This is a genomic window from Pseudomonas sp. NyZ201, from assembly GCF_049860765.1.
Lineage (GTDB): Bacteria > Pseudomonadota > Gammaproteobacteria > Pseudomonadales > Pseudomonadaceae > Aquipseudomonas > Aquipseudomonas bharatica.
This window is the reverse complement of sequence record NZ_CP187557.1, coordinates 3,583,227-3,600,015: the sequence shown is the minus strand read 5'-3', so window position 1 is coordinate 3,600,015 and position 16,789 is coordinate 3,583,227. Positions and strand designations below refer to the sequence as shown.

The following is a 16,789-nucleotide window of genomic DNA, read 5'->3' as shown; positions in this document are numbered from 1 at the left end:
TGACAAGCACCTGTCAGCCTTGATGCGATCTACTGACGAGCCTTCTCACCTCAAAGGATGTGTAGATACCCCTCGCAGCGATCAGCCCCACCACATCATTCAGGCCCGACCTGCTGCAACTGCCCCAGCCGGCTCCGCGTCCTTGCCAGGTCGGCCACGCTGCCGCCCAGGCTTTGCGCCAGCGGCCGCTCGCCGATCAGCAACAGCCGCTTGTCACGGTCATACAGTACGTCGATCAGGTTGATGAAGCGCTGCTGGGCGGCGATGGTGCATTCCTGCAGGTCCGGCAGGCCTTCGATGGTCCAGTGCTCGAAACGCTGGATCAGTTCCAGGTAATCGATTACCGCGGTCGCCTGTTCGCAGATGCTGGCGAAATCGAAGACCACGCTGCGCTCGTCACGCACCCGGGCGCGCAATTGGCGCTTGTTCACCTGGAGCACTTGCTCGTGGGTCGCGCCACCGAAGCCCAGTCGCTGCAATTGCCCGGCAGTCCCGGGCCAGACGTAGTGTCCCTGGGTAAAGCGCTGCTGGCGTCCGGCGTCGGGCAGGGCGCGGTAGTCCTGTTCGCCACCGACCTCGAGCACGTCCATACGCGCTTCGATCAGCCGGATGACCGGTTCGAAACGCTGGTGATAGAGCGGGTTGGGCAAGAGCCCCTTGGGCGGATAGTTGGACGTCACCAGAACGAAGATGCCGCGCTCGAACAGGGCCTGGTACAGCCGCGTGAGCAGCATGGCATCGCCGATATCGTGGACATGGAACTCATCGAAGCACAGCACGCGGCAGTCGCCGAGCAACGCGTCGAGGGTGACCGCCAAGGCATCGTCCTGGCGGCGGTGCTCGAACATGCCCTGGTGCAGCCGGGCAAAGAAGTCATGGAAATGCAGGCGCCGCTTGGGAATATCGCCCAGCGCGGTGAAGAAACCGTCCAGCAGCCAGCTTTTGCCGCGCCCGACCTGGCCGTGCAGGTACAGGCTGCGGGCCCTCCCGGTTGGCAGGCGTGCGGCCTGCTCGGCCATGGCTGCAATCACCTGCTGCTGGCCCTGGCTCAGGCGGTAGCCTTGCTGCTGCGCCTTGTCGGCGAAAAACCGTTGGATCTCGCGGGCTTTGCCAGGCTCGGCGGCAGGGGCGGCGGCCAGGCGTTGGCGCAAGGCGCGCAGGGGCGAGCGGATCCAGGCGGGCAAGAGATGTTCCTCGAACGGTGGCAGGTGACGAACGGCGGCAATATTAACCAGATAGTGAAAAGTGCTGCCAGTCGCGAACGCCCGTATTCGTCGGATATTTCCTATACATGAGCTGTACATTTCCAGTTCGGCTGGCAGCATTTTCCTCGACTGCTACCCTGAACCCCAGGTCAATTCCTGCAAGGACAGGGAGGAACGGTGAAGGGAAGATCACTGGTGGCGTTGTTGGGGTTGTACGCGGCCCAAGGCGTTGCCGCCACGGATTTCCTCGTCGAGGTTCGCATCGACGTACAGCGGGGCTGCCTGCTCATCCACGAGCCACGGTCGGCTTCCGCGCAGGCCTTGGGCGTGCTGGATTTCGGCCAGAGTCCACGGCTGGACGATCCCTACGGGCCCTTGGGCAGCCAGTTGCTGGTCCAGCGCCCGCCTCGGCTGGAGTGCAATCCGGACACAGCCTATCAGGTGCGGGTCGATGGCGGCCTGCATGGCGGCACCGGCGAGGTGCGCTACCTGGTATCCGCCGATCCCAAGGCCCGGCCCATACCCTACCGCCTGTACCAGGATCCGGCCTGGCGCGTGCCGCTGTCGGTGAATATTGCCCAGCATGGCCGGGTACCGGACAGCGGAACGGTGGAACTTCCCTTGTACGCACGTATCGACACACAAACCGAGCTTCCACGGACGGGGCGCTATTCGGACTTGTTGAAGGTGACCGTCACCTGGTGAGGGTCATGAACCGCACTGCTTAGGGAGCGAGCAGCATGCACGCATCACGCATTCTCCTGCTGGGCCTGGGGCCGCTGTTGCTCAGCCCGGCAGCCCATGGCGCGATCAGCGGACATATCGAGGCGCGCCTGGTGCTTACCTCGGCCTGCCAGATCAGCAGCGACCCGGCCAGTACCGCGCCGGCCAGCGCGGCGGGCGGCGTGATCGATTTCGGCCAGCAGGGCCCGCTGTGGAACCAGACCCTGCGCGCGGCCATCGATGAACCTGGCGGCAGTGGCAACCTGCAGATCAGTTGCAACCCTCAGGTCCGCGCCTTCACTGTGACCATCAACGGCGGCGCCAACCCCGACGGCGCCACGCGCCGGCTGAGCAACGGCGGCGTGCTGATTCCCTACCAGCTCTCCACCGACCCGGGCGGGCGCAGCAACTACGGGATCGGCCAGCAGCTCAACTTCACCGTGAGCAGCGCGCAGCAGATTCCCATCCCTATCTACGGCGTGGTCGTAGCCAACCCCAACGCCCTGCCTGCGGGCGTTTATCGCGACACCCTGACGGTGACGCTGGACTGGTAACAGCCATCAAGGAGTGAACCATGAAACCGCAACTGAATCGTTTCGTTTTTGCCGGCATCGGGCTGTTGCTGGCTTCCCAGGCCCAGGCGGCCACGGTCACCGGGCAGATAAACGCCTCGCTGGTGCTGATCTCCAGTTGCCAGGTGAACGGCTCCACGGCCACCACCGGGGTCAATTTCGGCGCCCTGAACTTCGGCACCCAGACGGCGTTGTTCACCACGGCGGGCGCCCAGGTGCTGGCGGGCGGTGGCGGGGCGATGAGCATTCTCTGCTCCAATGGCGCGATCCCGGTGATCAAGATCGGCGCGGGCGCCCATGACGGCGCCTCCACCGGCGGTACCCGCGCACTGGCCGACGGCTCGGGTAATTCGGTGCCTTATGACTTCTATTCCGACTCCGGGCTGACCACCGTGATACCGATCAACGGCACCATTACCCTGCCTACCAGCAGCGGTACGGCGCAGACCGTCAACCTGTACGGCAAGGCCGTGGGCAAGGCCGGGCTGCCCCCGGGCACCTATACCGACACCGTGGCGGTCGAGCTGAGTTTCTGAGCCATGAGCGAGCGCCTGGCCCTGGCGCTACTCGCGGCGGCTGCAGCGCCGATACCCCTGGATGCGGCCACCAGCAGCACGTTTCTGGTCAATGCGACCGTCCAGGCCGGGTGCCTGGTGGTTGGCGGGGTGACCAACTACGGCAACCTGGCGTTCGGCAGCTATTCGGCATTGTCCACCGCCGCCGTGACCACCCAGCTCGGCGGTACCACCGTCACCCTGCAATGCACGCCTGGTGTGACGCTGAGCATGAAGATCGGCGGGGGGCAGAACAACAACGGGGTGCGCAACCTCAAGCGCAGCACCGGCAGCAACCTGGTGGCCTACCAGTTGTACAGCGACGCGGCCTTCAGCCAGGCGCTGGGCATCGACCAGACCGTCAATGTCAGCTATGCCGATCCGACGGCCATCAAGCTGCCCGTGTACGCCCGGGCGCAACTGACCGGAGCGCTGCCCGCGGGCAGCTATAGCGATGTGCTGCAGGTGACCTTGACCTTTTGACGGCGTACGCGCCGGTATTGCACGACCACCATGAAGGAGAGCGGGATGTTCAGGGAGAGGGCGAGGCTGGCATTGGCGGCATTGCTGCTGTGGGCCGGAGCGACGTCGGCGGCGACATCGGTGCTGATCTGGCCGATCGACCCGGTGATCGAGGCCGAGCAGAAGGCCGGCGCGTTGTGGCTGGAAAACCGCGGCAACGAGGAAGCCAACCTGCAGGTGCGGATCTTCGCCTGGCGCCAGGGCGGGTTCGACGATCAATACCAGAACCAGCGGGACATAATCGGTAGCCCGCCGCTGGCGAAGATCGCGCCGGGGCAGAAACAGCTCATCCGCCTGACCCGCACCGGTACCTCGCCGGTGGGCCAGGAGCAGGCCTACCGCATCATCATCGATGAAATTCCTCCGGCCTTGCCGCCGGACAACGCCGACAAGCCCCAGGCCGCGATCCGCTTCCAGATGCGCTATTCGGTACCGCTGTTCGTCTACGGCCAGGGCCTGTGGGGCAAGGCCGACCCCAGCGGGCAGCGCAGCGACGCCGGGGTCGGCAAGCCGCAACTGAGCTGGCGCCAGGTATCGACGCAGGGGCGCTCCTGGGTGGAGATCCGCAACACCGGTCCGGTTCATGCGCGCCTGACCGATGTGGTGATGCAGCAGGGCGCGCAGAGCCGGCCGCTGGTGGAAGGGCTGCTCGGCTATGTGCTGCCGGGCGCGACCATGCGCTGGCCGGCGCCACTGCAGGCCTCGGCGTCTACCGCGCTCAAGGGACGGATCAATGGCGGTGACACGGCGCAAACCATAGCCCAGGGCCAGTGAGCCGGGTGAGCAAAGGATGAACCTCGGGCCAGGGAGCACCCGACGATGGCGGGGAAAGGTGCGTGAAGGGATTTACCACGGGTTCCTGCCCGCTGTTGCTGGCGGGTGGCCTGGCGTGGTGCCTCGGTGCCACGTCGTGGGCCGGCGAGCTGCCGCCGCCGCCCTCTGCGGAGGAGGCGATCAGCGATGCCGAGCTGTATCTGGAACTGGTGGTCAACCAGATGAACAGCGGTAACGTGGTGGTCGTGCACCAGCGTTCCGGGCGCTTCTACGTGGCGGCCAGCGACCTGCGTGCCGTGGGCATCGACTTTCCCGTGCCGGTGCCGGAAGAGGTCGCGCTCGATAGCGTCGCCGGCCTGCACAGCGACTACGACAGCCAGGCCCAGCGCCTGGTGCTGCAGGTCCCGCCGGCCTGGCTGCCTGGCCAGCGTATCGGCAACCGCTCCCTGGGCCCCGGCGGCGAGGCCAACAGCAGCTTTGGCGCCTTGCTCAACTACGATGCCTACCTCAACGACACCGACGATATCGGCAGCAGCCTGTCGGTGTGGAACGAGCTGCGGGTGTTCGACGCCTGGGGGACGTTCTCCACCACGGGCCAATGGCGCCAGCAGATCAGCGGGCGCAACTACGCCGACAACCAGCGTGGCTTCCTGCGCTACGACACGACCTTTCGCTACACCGACGAGGAGCGCCTGCTGACCTTCGAGGCGGGCGACGTGATCAGTGGCGCGCTGCCCTGGACCAGTTCGGTGCGCCTGGGCGGGGTGCTGCTGTCGCGTGACTTCTCGGTACGCCCGGACCTGGTCACCTATCCGCTGCCGGCCTTCGCCGGCGAGGCGGCGGTGCCGTCATCGGTGGACCTGTTCATCAACGGCTACAAAAGCGCCAGCGCCGACCTGCAGCCTGGGCCCTACACCCTGACCAACGTGCCCTACATCAACGGCGCCGGCGATGCGGTAGTGGTGACCACCGATGCCCAGGGCCGGCAGGTGTCCACCACCTTGCCGTTCTACGTCACCAGCACCTTGCTGCAGAAAGGCATGAGTGATTTCTCGGTGGCTGCCGGTGCCTTGCGGCGCAATTACGGGATCAGCGATTTCTCCTACGGCAAGGGCCTGACCTCGGCCAGCCTGCGCTACGGCATCAGCGACAGTTTTACCCTGGAAACCCACGGCGAGGCGGCGCAGTCCCTGGCCCTTGGCGGGATCGGCGGCAATCTGCTGGTGGGCACCTTCGGGGTGGTCAACGCCGCGGTCAGCCAGAGCACCTTCGATAGCCGCAGCGGCCAGCAACTGAGCCTCGGCTATCAGTACAACAGCCAGCGCATCGGCTTCAATTACCAGCGCCTGGAGCGGTATGGCGACTACGCCGACGCCTCGTTGCTGGACAGCCCCTATGCCCGCCTGAGCCAGCGTAGCGAGCAGGTCACGCTCAGCCTCAACCTGGAACGCTACGGCAGCCTTGGCGCCGGCTATTTCGACGTGCGCGCCGGCGACAACTCTCGCACCCGCCTGGTGAACCTGAGCTGGAGCAAGTCGCTATGGGGCAATACCAGCCTGTACCTGTCGGCCAACCGCGAGCTTGGTGGCGAGCAGTGGGCGACCCAGGCGCAGCTGGTGATTCCCTTCGACCTGCACGGCACCCTCAGCCTGAGCACCGAGCGCAACCAGAGCGGCGAGAATGTCCAGCGGGTTAATTACAGCCGCGCGGTGCCCAGCGATGGTGGCCTGGGTTACAACCTCGGCTACGCCAGCGGCGGCGACCAGTCGGCCTACCGCCAGGCCGACCTGACCTGGCGCCTGCAGTCGGTGCAGCTCCAGGCCGGCACCTATGGCACCAGCCAGGCCATGACCCGCTGGGCCGATGCCAGCGGCTCGCTGGTGTGGATGGATGCCGGCGTATTCGCCGCCAACCGGATCGATGATGCCTTCGTCGTGGTCAGTACCGAGGGCTTCGCCGATGTGCCGGTGCGCTACGAGAACCAGAATGTCGGCCGCACCGACAGCAAGGGGCATCTGCTGGTGCCGTGGAGCAGCGCCTATTACCGCGGCAAGTACGAAATCGACACCCTGGAACTGCCGGCCAACGTGCGCGCAGAAAACGTCGAGCAGCGCGTAGCGGTACGCCGTGGCGCCGGGTACCTGCTGAATTTCCCGTTGAACCGGGTGCGGGCGGCGAGCATCGAGCTGGTCGATGCCAGTCACCAGGACCTGCCACTGGGCAGCCAGGTCCGCCATCAGCAGACTGGCGCTGCCGCAGTGGTCGGTTGGGACGGACTGGTCTACCTGGAAGGGCTGGCCGAGGACAATACCCTGGAGGTACGGATCGCCGGCGGCGGCACTTGCCTGGTGCATTTCAGCCTCGACGCCGGACAGGACGATGTGCCGCTGCTCGGCCCGCTGGTGTGCAAATGAAACGCCTGCTGCCGATGCTGGCGCTGCTGTTGCTTGCCGAGCCCGTGCAGGCGCTGTGTTCGGTGGTGCAGGCCGGCAATGTGGCGTTCGGCAGCGTGGCCTCCACTACGCTGGCGTCCACCGTGCAATCCTCGTCCAGTACTAATGCCGGCCTGCGTTGCAGTGGCTCGCTGGTGACGTTGTTGCGCAGCGATGACTTCTTCAAGGCGTCCTTCACGCCGACCGGAGGCACCACCGGCCTGGTCGGGCCCACCGGCGACGTCATCCAGTACACACTGTATGCCGACAACACCACGTCCTACCCGATCACCCGCGGCCAGCCCTTCGATTTCGCGCGCAACGGCATCCTCGATGCGCTGGGGATCCTCGGCAACGTGGTACCGGCGACCATCCCGGTGTACGTGCGGACCCTGACCGGAAGCAACGTCGCCGCCGGCAACTACTCGGAAACCTTCACCGTGTTCTGGAACTGGGATTATTGCTACGGCATCGGCGTCGGCGGTTTGTGCGTCGGGCGCCAGACCCAGACCGGCAGCACCACCATGACCGTGACCCTGACCGTCACCGCCGACTGCCAGATCACTACCCCGGCGATCAACTTCGGCACCGCTCCGGTGGTGAGCGGGTTTTCCACGGTGAGCCAGAGTGTCAGCCTCAACTGCACCAAGGGCAGTGCCTATACCGTGGGGCTGAATGATGGTCTGTATGTGTCGGGCGGGCGCCGACGCATGAAGTCGCCGGCCAACAATTACCTGGCCTACGACATTTTCAAAAGTGCCGGTACCGTGCGCTGGGGTTCGCTGACCAGCGCGCGTCGCTCCAGCAGCGATGCCGATATCAACCCGGGCAACGGCACCGGCACGGGCAGCCAGGTGTTCAACTACAACGCCAGGGTCTACACCGATCAAGCCACGCCGCCGGCGGGGGCGTACCAGGACAGTGTGATCCTGGATGTGGCTTTCTAGACAGTTGCAAGCACGACGCGTCCCCTGTGGGAGCGGGTTCACCCGCGATTGCTGTAGTGAATTCACCATAGCAATCGCGGGTGAACCCGCTCCCACAAGGTCCCAGCAACTCAAAGAGTTGTGTTTTGTTCTACGAGAACGTAGCTACTTCCTTCAGCGCAATTCGTGGACCATCTGCCCGACCGCATCCAGCACCGCCGATGCAAGCTCCTTCGAACGCTTGCCCGACCAGCCGGTGGCCGGGTTCGGTGCGTCGTCGTGGTCCTTGAACGGCATTTCCAGGGTCAGCGACAGGCAGTCATGGGCCTGGCCCACCGCATTGCAGGCCAGGGTCATGTTGGCCTGGCCCGGCGCACTGCGGGGATAACCATGCACATCCTGGAAGTCCCGGGTCAGCCCGCAGAGGGTTTTGCGGAAACGCTCCTCCAGCGCGGCGATACGCGGGGTGTAGCCCGGGTTGCCCTCGCAGGCGGCAGTGAACACGTGGGGAATCTCTTCGTCGCCATGAACATCGAGGAACAGGTCGACCCCATGCAGCTTCATCTGCTGCTGGGCGAACAGTACCTCGGGGGTCTCTTCGCTGCTTGCATCCTGCCAGGCGCGATTGAGATCGAAGCCTTTGGCGTTGGTGCGCAAATGACCGTGGAAGGCGCCGTCGGGGTTCATGTTGGGGATCAGGTACAGGTCGGCAGCGGCCAGTAGCTGCTGCAGGCCGGCATCGTTGGCGGCGACACGGTCGATCACACCTTCCATGAACCACTCGGCCATGTGCTCGCCGGGATGCTGCTGGGCGATGATCCATACCTTGCGCTTGCCTGCGGCGCCGTCACCAACACGCAGCAACGGAATATCACGGCCTTCGACACTGCGCCCGGTGGCCAGCAGGCTGACACCCGGCAGATGCCGGGCACGCTCGATCAATTGATTGTGGCGAGCCCGCGAGTACGGCTCGAAGTAGGCGAACCAGGCCTGCGGCTCCTGGGCTTCGAGGCTGAAATGCAGGGCCTGGCCATCGAAGCGTGACGGAACACGGAACCAGTTGCGCTGATCGTAGGAGGCGACGGCGTGGTAACCGTCCCATGCCTTGTTGTAGGAGGACCCGCTGGCATTCTCCAGGGTGAAGGCGTGGGTCTGGCCGGGCGTCAGGCCGCTGGCCTTGAAGTGGAACCATTGGAAATGCGCGCTGGCGCTGTCGGGGCGGATCGCCAAGCGCACCTGGGCGGGATTGCTGGTATCCCGAACGAGGATATTGCCGGAGTCGAAGTCGCAGTCGATGCTCAGTGCGGTCATTGGCCTGGGTCCTTTGCAGAGTTGTTGTGGGCAACAACTCTACACAACCCGGTCAGTACCAGAAACCCAGGGCCAGCAAGGTGGCCAGGCCAAGACCCATGGCGACGGTGCAGCCACCCAGGGAAAACGCGGCCCGGGTCTGCCGATACCAGAGGTTTTCGCCCAGCGCCCGGGCCGGCGCCAGCAGGCTGCGCCAACGCAGCTCGGTGGCGTGGAAGGCCGCCAGGTGCTCCGGGTCGGCGTCCAGCCAGCGGCGGAAATCGATGCGCTCGCTGGCGGTGATCAGCGGACTTTGCAGCCGCACATACCACTGGCCGGCAGCACGGGCGAGCGGAGCAGGGGCGGGCAGGGTGGCCTGCAGGACTTGGTTCATATGACGCTCGACGCTCGCGTCGGACAGGTCCAGGCGCCTGGCGATGACCGCGTAGGTCAACTGGTCGAGGCGGCTCAGCAGGAATACCTGCTGAACCCGGCGTGGCAGCGCTTTCAGGCGGTGCAGCAGCGCGAGTTCGGCGGTGTCGGCGGGTTCGGCGTGATGGTCCAGTGGCAGCAGCAGACGGGTCATGGTTCCAGCTCCTTGCGGTGGAAACGGAGGAGGGAGGTAGGGGGCATCTTCCTTGATGCGGTTGAGAGCTTAGTCTTAACGAGATTGATTCTCAAGTGCTAATTTCAGCAAAGGCGCGCCTTGGGCTTATCACAGGGATGGTCCTTTGATATCATCGCCACATTCAGCAACACATCGCCTTCATTAGCCTGAAGAGCCCAAAAAAAAGACCCGGCAAAAAGCCGGGTCAAAAACCGTGATTAGCCTGATGAGGAGATAATCTGGAGTCCGACCTAAGGGCTCCGGGTTATCCAACCAGTCTCGCGACCAGTTGCGATCAATAATAATCGTTCTCATTTTCAAGTCAAATGAATTTTCGGTAATTCTCCGAAAATTCTTTCTTCCCGTGCCTGAACCCAGGCAGTCCGGGCCCTCACGCTGTTGTTATTCCTTCCTTTCCTCGTCTTTCGGCATGCGGCTGTGGCTGTGGTCAATCATCGCGCGTGCGAGGTTGATCAGGTGCATGGACATCAGCATCTGGTCCTGGGCCTTGTCCCGCGCGATCTGTGCGGCCTGGTAGGCAGTGCCCGAGGCGCAGCGCAGCAGCCACGCCGCCTGCTCGGCGGCGGCCTGTGGCGACAGGTCGTCGCGCGCCACCACCAGCTGCATGTCTTCCAGTCCGGGCGCGTTCTCCGGAGCCGGGTTGAAGTAGTAATCGAGGGCACGGCGCGAGGAGTCGCTGTCCAGATGGCTGGAGGTACTGGCACTCATGAGGAGGGTCTTCCTTGGGGTTGTGGAGAGGCACGGGGAAATATAGTACCTGGCGTATTTTTTACAGCGTTTTAAATACTACAATTTGTGTATTGAGCGAGAATGGGCAGTCCGTATCGTGCCTGCGATGGAAAAATGGATCGCACTAGTCAAAGATCGGATGCGTGAACTCAAGCTCACGCAAGAGAAACTGGCCGAACGCGTCGGGGTCACCCAGGGCTGCGTGGGCCTGTGGCTGCGTGGTGAGCGCGAGCTGACCCTCACGCGCATGAACCGCGTGCTGGTAGCACTCGAACTGCCCCACATGAGCATGAAGGCTACCCCGGACTCGGAGGAGGAGCCGGCCAACTATGGCCTGCCGACCACCTTCCGTTATCCGCAGTCGGATTGGGTCGTGCTGACGGATGTTGCCGAGGACGCGCCGGTGGCCGAGGAAATCACCGACTACAAGGCCCAGGGCAAGGCGTTCTGGCTGCGGGTCGAGGGTGATGCGATGACCGCACCGGCTGGCTTGAGCCTCTGTGCCGGTATGCTGGTCCTGGTCGATCCGGGGGTGCAGGCGCAGGTCGGGCGCCTGGTCATCGCCCGGGTGCCGGGCCACTCCCAGGGCGTGTTGCGGCAGTTGGTGGTGGAGGAGGGGCAGCGCTTCCTCAAGCCGCTCAATCCGACCTATCCGATGATGCTGTGTGGCGAGGACTGCGAATTGCTCGGGGTCGCCATCCAGGGCGGGATTCGCTTCTGAACCATGGCAATGAAAACGGCGCCGAGGGCGCCGTTTCTGTTTCGTGAGGCCAGCACCGGCCTCTTAGCTGGCGCTTTCCTCCAACGCCACCAGCACACTCCCTTCACTGACCATCTCGCCTTCCTGGCAATACAGCGTCGCCACCTTGCCAGCGTGGGGGGCACGGATGCTGTGCTCCATCTTCATCGCCTCCAGCACCACCAGTTGGGTCCCGGCCTCGACCACCTGCCCGGGCTCCACCAGTACGCGCACGATGCTGCCGTTCATCGGTGCCGTCAGGCCGCCCTGGTGGCCATGACCGGCTTCGGCCTGGGCGATCGGGTCGAAGGCCTGGACCGCATGCAGCTCGCCGTCCCAGCGCAGGTACAGCGTGTCACCCCGGCGGATCGCCTGGTACTGGCGACGCACGCCGTTGTCGTCGATGCGCAGGCGCTCGCCATCGAGCGTGAACAGCGACGGCGCGGTTCGATCCAGCCCCAGTGCCTGCTGCTGGCCATTGCTGCTCAGGTGCAGGCTGATGTGCGCCGGAACGCCGGCGCGGAAACCCTGCCGGGAAGCCCACGGCGAGGCGGCATCGTCATCGCGGGTGTTGGTCGCCAGCCCCTGCACCCAGGCCTCTGCCGCGGCCTGCCAGAAGCCGGCGGACAGGGCGCCTGGCGCTGGCAGCAGGTCGTCGTGGTAGCGCGGGATGAAGCCGGTATCCAGCTCCGCCGCCGCAAACGCCGGATGGGCCAGGATCCGCCTCAGGAAACCGATATTGGTCTTCACTCCGCCAATGGCGAACTCGTCCAGCATCGCCAGCAGGCGCAGGCGCGCTTGCTCGCGGTCCTCGCCCCAGGCGATCAGCTTGCCCAGCATCGGGTCGTAGAACGGTGATACCTCGTCGCCCTCGGCGACCCCGCTATCGACGCGGCGACCATCGCCTGCCGCGCTTTCCCGATACAGTGCCAGCCGGCCGGTGGCCGGAAGGAAATCATTGGCCGGGTCCTCCGCATACAGCCGCACTTCGATGGCATGGCCGATCAGGGGCACCTGCTCCTGGCTGATCGGCAGCGCCTCGCCGCGGGCCACGCGGATCTGCCAGGCCACCAGGTCGAGGCCGGTGATCGCCTCGGTCACCGGATGCTCCACCTGCAGGCGGGTGTTCATCTCCATGAAGAAGAATTCACCGCGGGCATCCAGAAGGAATTCCACCGTCCCCGCACCGACATAACCAATGGCCTGGGCCGCGCGGACCGCTGCCTCGCCCATGGCTCTGCGTTGCTCGACGCTGAGGCCCGGTGCCGGGGCTTCCTCGACCACCTTCTGATGGCGACGCTGGATCGAGCAGTCGCGCTCGTTTAGATACAGGCAGTTGCCATGCTGGTCGGCAAACACCTGGATTTCCACGTGGCGCGGCTTGAGCACGTACTTTTCCACCAGCATCCGCGCATCGCCGAACGAGGACTGTGCCTCGCGCTGTGCGGAGGCCAGGGCTTCGGCCAGCTGGCTTTCCTGCTCGACCACCTTCATGCCCTTGCCGCCGCCGCCGGCGGTGGCCTTGAGCAGTACCGGGTAGCCGATCCTTTCGGCCGCGGCGCGGAAGGTTTCCAGGTCCTGGGCCTCGCCGTGATATCCCGGCACCAGGGGCACCCCGGCGGTTTCCATCAGCGCCTTGGCCGCCGATTTGCTGCCCATGGCCTCGATGGCGCTGGCGGGCGGGCCGAGGAAGATCAGCCCGGCGTCCTCGATGGCCTTGGCGAACCCGGCATTTTCCGAGAGGAAGCCATAGCCGGGATGGATCGCCTGGGCGCCGCTGGCCTTGGCCGCGGCGATCAGCTTGTCGATCACCAGGTAGCTCTCCGCCGGCTTGGCACCGCCAAGATCGACGCGAATATCGGCTTCGCGGCTGTGGCGCGCTTCACGGTCCACCGCGCTGTGCACGGCGACGGTGGTCAGGCCCAGGGATTTTGCGGTGCGCATCACCCGGCAGGCGATCTCGCCACGGTTGGCGACCAGCAGGGTGGTCAGCTCGGGACGGCTCATGGGCGGGGCTCCGTGGCGGATGAAGAGGAGGATGGGGCGGCCTGCCAGGCCGGTTGGCGTTTTTCCAGGAAGGCGCGCAGGCCTTCCTGGCCTTCGCCGCTGACGCGGATCCGGGCGATGGCGTTCTCGCAGTAGCGACGCAGGGCCGGGGTCAGTTCACCCGGGCCGACCTCGCGCAGCAGTTCCTTGCTGGCACGCATGGCCTGCGGGCTGTTCTGCAGCAGGTTGACGATCCAGTCTTCCACGCGCTCTTCCAGCTCCGCCGCCGGATAAGCCTCCGCCAGCAGGCCAAGCTCGCGGGCGCGGATGCCGCTGAAGCGCTCGGCGGTGAGGGCGTAGCGACGTGCGGCACGTTCGCCCATGGCCTGGACCACGAACGGGCTGATCACCGCCGGTGCCAGGCCGATGCGCACTTCCGACAGGCACAGTTGCGCCTCTTCGGCACCGATGGCCATATCACAGCAGGCGATCAGGCCGAGGGCGCCACCGAAGGCCGCGCCCTGGACCACCGCCAGGGTCGGCAGCTTCAGGCGCGCCAGGTTGTACATCAGTTCCGCCAGCTCACGGGCGTCATCCAGGTTGCTCTGGTAATCCAGGGCCGCGCTTTGCTGCATCCAGGCCAGGTCCGCACCGGCACTGAAATGCCGGCCCCGGCCACGCAGAAGGACGAAGCGCAGGCTGGCATCGGCGGCCAGTTCGTCGAGGGCGACGATCAGCTCGCGGATCATCTGCGCATTGAAGGCGTTGTTCTTGTCCGCGCGGCTCAACCACAGGGTGGCGAAGCCGCGCGGATCCTTGATCAGTTCGAGGGTGCTGAAGTCGGTCATCGGTCACATCCGGAAAATGCCGAAGCGGGTGGCTTCGATCGGTGCGTTGAGCGAAGCGGACAGGGCCAGGGCGAGGATCTCGCGGGTCTGCGCCGGGTCGATGACGCCATCGTCCCAAAGACGCGCGCTGGAATAGTAGGGATGGCCCTGGTGTTCGTACTGGTCGAGGATCGGCTGCTTGAGCCTGGCCTCGTCCTCGGCGCTGAAGGCCTGTCCGGAACGCTCGCTCTGCTCGCGCTTGACCTGGGCCAGCACCCCGGCGGCCTGCTCGGCACCCATCACGCCGATCCGCGCATTCGGCCACATCCATAGGAAGCGCGGGTCGTAGGCGCGCCCACACATGCCGTAGTTACCGGCGCCGAAGCTGCCGCCGATGATCACGGTGAACTTCGGTACCCTGGCGCAGGCCACCGCAGTGACCAGCTTGGCGCCGTGCTTGGCGATGCCGCCGGCTTCGTATTTCTGCCCGACCATGAAGCCGGTGATGTTCTGCAGGAACAGCAGTGGAATACCCCGCTGGCAGGCCAGTTCGATGAAATGCGCGCCTTTCTGCGCGGCTTCGGCGAAGAGGATGCCGTTGTTGGCGAGGATGGCGATCGGGTAGCCGTGCAGGTGGGCGAAGCCGCAGACCAGGGTGGTGCCGAACAGCGCCTTGAATTCATCGAACACCGAGCCATCCACCAGGCGCGCGATGATCTCGCGCACATCGAAGGGTTGCTTGGCATCTGCCGGCACCACGCCATACAACTCCTCCGCGGCATACAGCGGGGCAATCGGCGTACGCACCTGCAGTTCGCCCTGCTTGTGCCAGTTGAGGTTGGCCACGCAGCGACGGGCAATCGCCAGGGCGTGTTCATCGTTGTCGGCATAGTGATCGGCCACGCCGCTGGTCTTGCAGTGCACGTCGGCGCCGCCCAGGTCTTCGGCACTGACCACCTCGCCGGTGGCCGCCTTCACCAGCGGCGGGCCGGCGAGGAAGATGGTGGCCTGCTGGCGGACCATGATGGTCTCGTCGGACATCGCCGGCACGTAGGCGCCGCCGGCGGTGCAGGAACCCATGACCACGGCGATCTGCGGGATGCCCTGGGCACTCATGTTGGCCTGGTTGAAGAAGATCCGCCCGAAATGCTCGCGGTCGGGGAAGACTTCGTCCTGGCGCGGCAGGTTCGCGCCACCGGAGTCCACCAGGTACAGGCAGGGCAGGCGGTTCTGCTGGGCGATGGCCTGGGCGCGCAGGTGTTTCTTCACGGTCAGCGGATAGTAGGAGCCGCCTTTCACCGTGGCGTCGTTGGCGACGATCATGCACTCGACGCCTTCGACCCGGCCGATACCGGCGATCACGCCGGCGGCGGGGACCTCTTCGCCATAGACCTCATGGGCCGCCAACTGGCCGATCTCGAGGAAAGGCGAGCCCGGATCGAGCAGGCGGTCGATACGTTCGCGGGGCAGCAGCTTGCCGCGGGAGGTATGGCGTTCCTGGGCCTTGGCCCCGCCACCTTGATGCACCTGGGCGAGGAGGGTGCGCAGGGCCTTGACCTGTTCCAGCATGGCCGCGCTGTTGACGGCGAAGTCCGGGGCGCGGGTGTTCAACTGAGACTTGAGAATCATTGTTGGTCCTCGGCGGCTTCCGTGGGAAGCCGCAAGAAGGGAGCGGAAGCGAGGCGGCGTTTCAGCGGGTCTCGTTGAACAGCTCGCGGCCGATCAGCATGCGGCGGATCTCGCTGGTACCGGCACCGATCTCGTACAGCTTGGCGTCGCGCAGCAGGCGGCCGGCCGGGAATTCGTTGATGTAGCCATTGCCACCGAGGATCTGGATCGCCTCCAGGGCCATTTGCGTGGCGCGCTCGGCGGTGTAGAGGATCACCCCGGCGGCGTCCTTGCGCGTGGTCTCGCCACGGTCGCAGGCCTGGGCCACGGCGTAGAGGTAGGCGCGGCTGGCGTTGAGCTGGGTGTACATGTCGGCGATCTTGCCCTGGATCAGCTGGAACTCGCCGATGCTCTGGCCGAACTGCTTGCGGTCGTGGATATAAGGGACAACGAGGTCCATGCAGGCTTGCATGATCCCGGTAGGACCGCCGGACAGCACCACGCGCTCGTAGTCCAGCCCGCTCATCAGCACTTTCACGCCGCCGTTGAGCTTGCCGAGGATGTTTTCCTCCGGCACCTCGACATCGTCGAAGAACAGCTCGCAGGTGTTGGAGCCACGCATGCCCAGCTTGTCGAATTTGTTGCTGCGGCTGAAGCCCTTCCAGTCGCGCTCGACGATGAACGCGGTAATGCCGTGGGGGCCCTTTTCCAGGTCGGTCTTGGCGTAGATCACGTAGGTGTTGGCGTCCGGGCCGTTGGTGATCCAGGTCTTGCTGCCGTTGAGCACGAAGCGGTCGCCGCGCTTGTCGGCGCGCAGTTTCATCGACACCACGTCGGAGCCGGCATTGGGCTCGCTCATGGCCAGGGCGCCGACATGCTCGCCGCTGATCAGTTTCGGCAGGTACCTGGCTTTCTGCTCGTGGTTGCCGTTGCGGTTGATCTGGTTCACGCACAGGTTGGAGTGGGCGCCATAGGAGAGGGCGACCGAGGCCGAGCCACGGCTGATTTCCTCCATGGCCACCACATGGGCCAGGTAACCCAGGCCGGCACCGCCATATTCTTCGCTGACGGTCACGCCGAGCAGCCCCAGGTCGCCGAACTTGCGCCACATATCGGCAGGGAACAGGTTGTCGTGGTCGATCTGCGCGGCGCGCGGCGCCAGTTCGCTGGCGACGAAGGCCTGCACCTGCTCGCGCAGCATGTCGATGGTTTCACCAAGGGCGAAGTTCAGGGAGGGATAAAGCATGCTCGGGCACCTTCTATTGTTTGTTCTT

At 65.2% G+C, this 16,789-nt stretch carries 16 protein-coding genes; 8 read left to right on the top strand and 8 right to left on the bottom strand.

From position 1 onward, the window contains the following. Positions 1-95: 95 nt before the first annotated feature. Positions 96-1,184, bottom strand: a complete 1,089-nt coding sequence (gene zapE, locus ACPFMA_RS15910; protein WP_425928190.1) for a cell division protein ZapE — start codon at positions 1,182-1,184, stop codon at positions 96-98. A 198-nt stretch (positions 1,185-1,382) separates the two neighbouring features. Between zapE and ACPFMA_RS15905 the strand changes: the two genes are divergently transcribed. The 7 genes from ACPFMA_RS15905 (at position 1,383) to ACPFMA_RS15875 (ending at position 7,729) form a co-directional block, all read left to right on the top strand. After that, positions 1,383-1,910: a Csu type fimbrial protein gene (locus ACPFMA_RS15905; protein ID WP_420058084.1), complete on the top strand. Its 528-nt coding sequence runs from the start codon at positions 1,383-1,385 to the stop codon at positions 1,908-1,910. A gap of 35 nt (positions 1,911-1,945) precedes the next feature. Then, the gene (locus ACPFMA_RS15900) at positions 1,946-2,482 is read left to right on the top strand and encodes a Csu type fimbrial protein (RefSeq protein WP_425928189.1); all 537 of its coding nucleotides are present in this window, start codon (positions 1,946-1,948) and stop codon (positions 2,480-2,482) included. Positions 2,483-2,502: 20 nt separating this feature from the next. Beyond that, a complete protein-coding gene (locus ACPFMA_RS15895; protein ID WP_064304225.1) occupies positions 2,503-3,036 on the top strand; it encodes a Csu type fimbrial protein in 534 nt (177 codons plus the stop codon). Between the two features lie 3 nt (positions 3,037-3,039). Further along, positions 3,040-3,537 carry a Csu type fimbrial protein gene (locus ACPFMA_RS15890; protein WP_425928188.1) on the top strand — a complete coding sequence of 166 codons (498 nt, stop codon included), beginning with the start codon at positions 3,040-3,042 and terminating at the stop codon, positions 3,535-3,537. 45 nt (positions 3,538-3,582) lie between these two features. Next, positions 3,583-4,350, top strand: coding sequence for a fimbrial biogenesis chaperone (locus tag ACPFMA_RS15885; RefSeq protein ID WP_420058088.1), 768 nt, complete (start codon positions 3,583-3,585; stop codon positions 4,348-4,350). 62 nt (positions 4,351-4,412) lie between these two features. Then, on the top strand, positions 4,413-6,764 hold the full coding sequence (locus ACPFMA_RS15880; RefSeq protein WP_425928187.1) for a fimbria/pilus outer membrane usher protein: 2,352 nt from the start codon (positions 4,413-4,415) through the stop codon (positions 6,762-6,764). Further along, positions 6,761-7,729, top strand: coding sequence for a Csu type fimbrial protein (locus ACPFMA_RS15875; RefSeq protein ID WP_425928186.1), 969 nt, complete (start codon positions 6,761-6,763; stop codon positions 7,727-7,729). Before ACPFMA_RS15880 ends, ACPFMA_RS15875 begins: the two co-directional genes overlap by 4 nt. Positions 7,730-7,882: 153 nt before the next feature. On the opposite strand, the gene ACPFMA_RS15870 is transcribed toward ACPFMA_RS15875, so the two are convergent. The 3 genes from ACPFMA_RS15870 to ACPFMA_RS15860 form a co-directional block, all read right to left on the bottom strand. After that, positions 7,883-9,019 (bottom strand): M14 family metallopeptidase, encoded by a 1,137-nt coding sequence (locus ACPFMA_RS15870; protein ID WP_425928185.1) that lies wholly within the window; start codon positions 9,017-9,019, stop codon positions 7,883-7,885. Between the two features lie 52 nt (positions 9,020-9,071). Beyond that, entirely contained in the window at positions 9,072-9,584 is a 513-nt protein-coding gene (locus ACPFMA_RS15865; protein ID WP_425928184.1) for a DUF4880 domain-containing protein, read from the bottom strand. Positions 9,585-10,007: 423 nt separating this feature from the next. Continuing rightward, a complete protein-coding gene (locus ACPFMA_RS15860; RefSeq protein WP_009406560.1) occupies positions 10,008-10,334 on the bottom strand; it encodes a hypothetical protein in 327 nt (108 codons plus the stop codon). A 127-nt stretch (positions 10,335-10,461) separates the two neighbouring features. Between ACPFMA_RS15860 and ACPFMA_RS15855 the strand changes: the two genes are divergently transcribed. Next, complete coding sequence (locus ACPFMA_RS15855) at positions 10,462-11,076, top strand: LexA family protein (RefSeq protein WP_279898226.1); 615 nt, start codon at positions 10,462-10,464, stop codon at positions 11,074-11,076. A 63-nt stretch (positions 11,077-11,139) separates the two neighbouring features. On the opposite strand, the gene ACPFMA_RS15850 is transcribed toward ACPFMA_RS15855, so the two are convergent. The 4 genes from ACPFMA_RS15850 to ACPFMA_RS15835 form a co-directional block, all read right to left on the bottom strand. Then, a complete protein-coding gene (locus ACPFMA_RS15850) occupies positions 11,140-13,101 on the bottom strand; it encodes an acetyl/propionyl/methylcrotonyl-CoA carboxylase subunit alpha (protein WP_425928183.1) in 1,962 nt (653 codons plus the stop codon). Next, positions 13,098-13,928 carry a gamma-carboxygeranoyl-CoA hydratase gene (locus ACPFMA_RS15845; RefSeq protein ID WP_420058098.1) on the bottom strand — a complete coding sequence of 277 codons (831 nt, stop codon included), beginning with the start codon at positions 13,926-13,928 and terminating at the stop codon, positions 13,098-13,100. The genes ACPFMA_RS15850 and ACPFMA_RS15845 overlap by 4 nt, the downstream gene beginning before the upstream one ends. A gap of 3 nt (positions 13,929-13,931) precedes the next feature. Then, on the bottom strand, positions 13,932-15,536 hold the full coding sequence (locus ACPFMA_RS15840; RefSeq protein WP_420058100.1) for a carboxyl transferase domain-containing protein: 1,605 nt from the start codon (positions 15,534-15,536) through the stop codon (positions 13,932-13,934). A 61-nt stretch (positions 15,537-15,597) separates the two neighbouring features. Beyond that, on the bottom strand, positions 15,598-16,761 hold the full coding sequence (locus tag ACPFMA_RS15835) for an isovaleryl-CoA dehydrogenase (RefSeq protein ID WP_064304236.1): 1,164 nt from the start codon (positions 16,759-16,761) through the stop codon (positions 15,598-15,600). Positions 16,762-16,789: the final 28 nt, after the last annotated feature.

Bases quoted from the DNA above. Each gene is read 5' to 3' on its own strand.
- ACPFMA_RS15900 (WP_425928189.1), top strand. From the start codon at position 1,946: ATGCACGCATCACGCATTCTCCTGCTGGGCCTGGGGCCGCTGTTGCTC.
- ACPFMA_RS15895 (WP_064304225.1), top strand. From the start codon at position 2,503: ATGAAACCGCAACTGAATCGTTTCGTTTTTGCCGGCATCGGGCTGTTG.
- ACPFMA_RS15890 (WP_425928188.1), top strand. From the start codon at position 3,040: ATGAGCGAGCGCCTGGCCCTGGCGCTACTCGCGGCGGCTGCAGCGCCG.
- ACPFMA_RS15885 (WP_420058088.1), top strand. From the start codon at position 3,583: ATGTTCAGGGAGAGGGCGAGGCTGGCATTGGCGGCATTGCTGCTGTGG.
- ACPFMA_RS15875 (WP_425928186.1), top strand. From the start codon at position 6,761: ATGAAACGCCTGCTGCCGATGCTGGCGCTGCTGTTGCTTGCCGAGCCC.
- ACPFMA_RS15870 (WP_425928185.1), bottom strand. From the start codon at position 9,019: ATGACCGCACTGAGCATCGACTGCGACTTCGACTCCGGCAATATCCTC.
- ACPFMA_RS15865 (WP_425928184.1), bottom strand. From the start codon at position 9,584: ATGACCCGTCTGCTGCTGCCACTGGACCATCACGCCGAACCCGCCGAC.
- ACPFMA_RS15860 (WP_009406560.1), bottom strand. From the start codon at position 10,334: ATGAGTGCCAGTACCTCCAGCCATCTGGACAGCGACTCCTCGCGCCGT.
- ACPFMA_RS15855 (WP_279898226.1), top strand. From the start codon at position 10,462: ATGGAAAAATGGATCGCACTAGTCAAAGATCGGATGCGTGAACTCAAG.
- ACPFMA_RS15850 (WP_425928183.1), bottom strand. From the start codon at position 13,101: ATGAGCCGTCCCGAGCTGACCACCCTGCTGGTCGCCAACCGTGGCGAG.
- ACPFMA_RS15845 (WP_420058098.1), bottom strand. From the start codon at position 13,928: ATGACCGACTTCAGCACCCTCGAACTGATCAAGGATCCGCGCGGCTTC.
- ACPFMA_RS15840 (WP_420058100.1), bottom strand. From the start codon at position 15,536: ATGATTCTCAAGTCTCAGTTGAACACCCGCGCCCCGGACTTCGCCGTC.
- ACPFMA_RS15835 (WP_064304236.1), bottom strand. From the start codon at position 16,761: ATGCTTTATCCCTCCCTGAACTTCGCCCTTGGTGAAACCATCGACATG.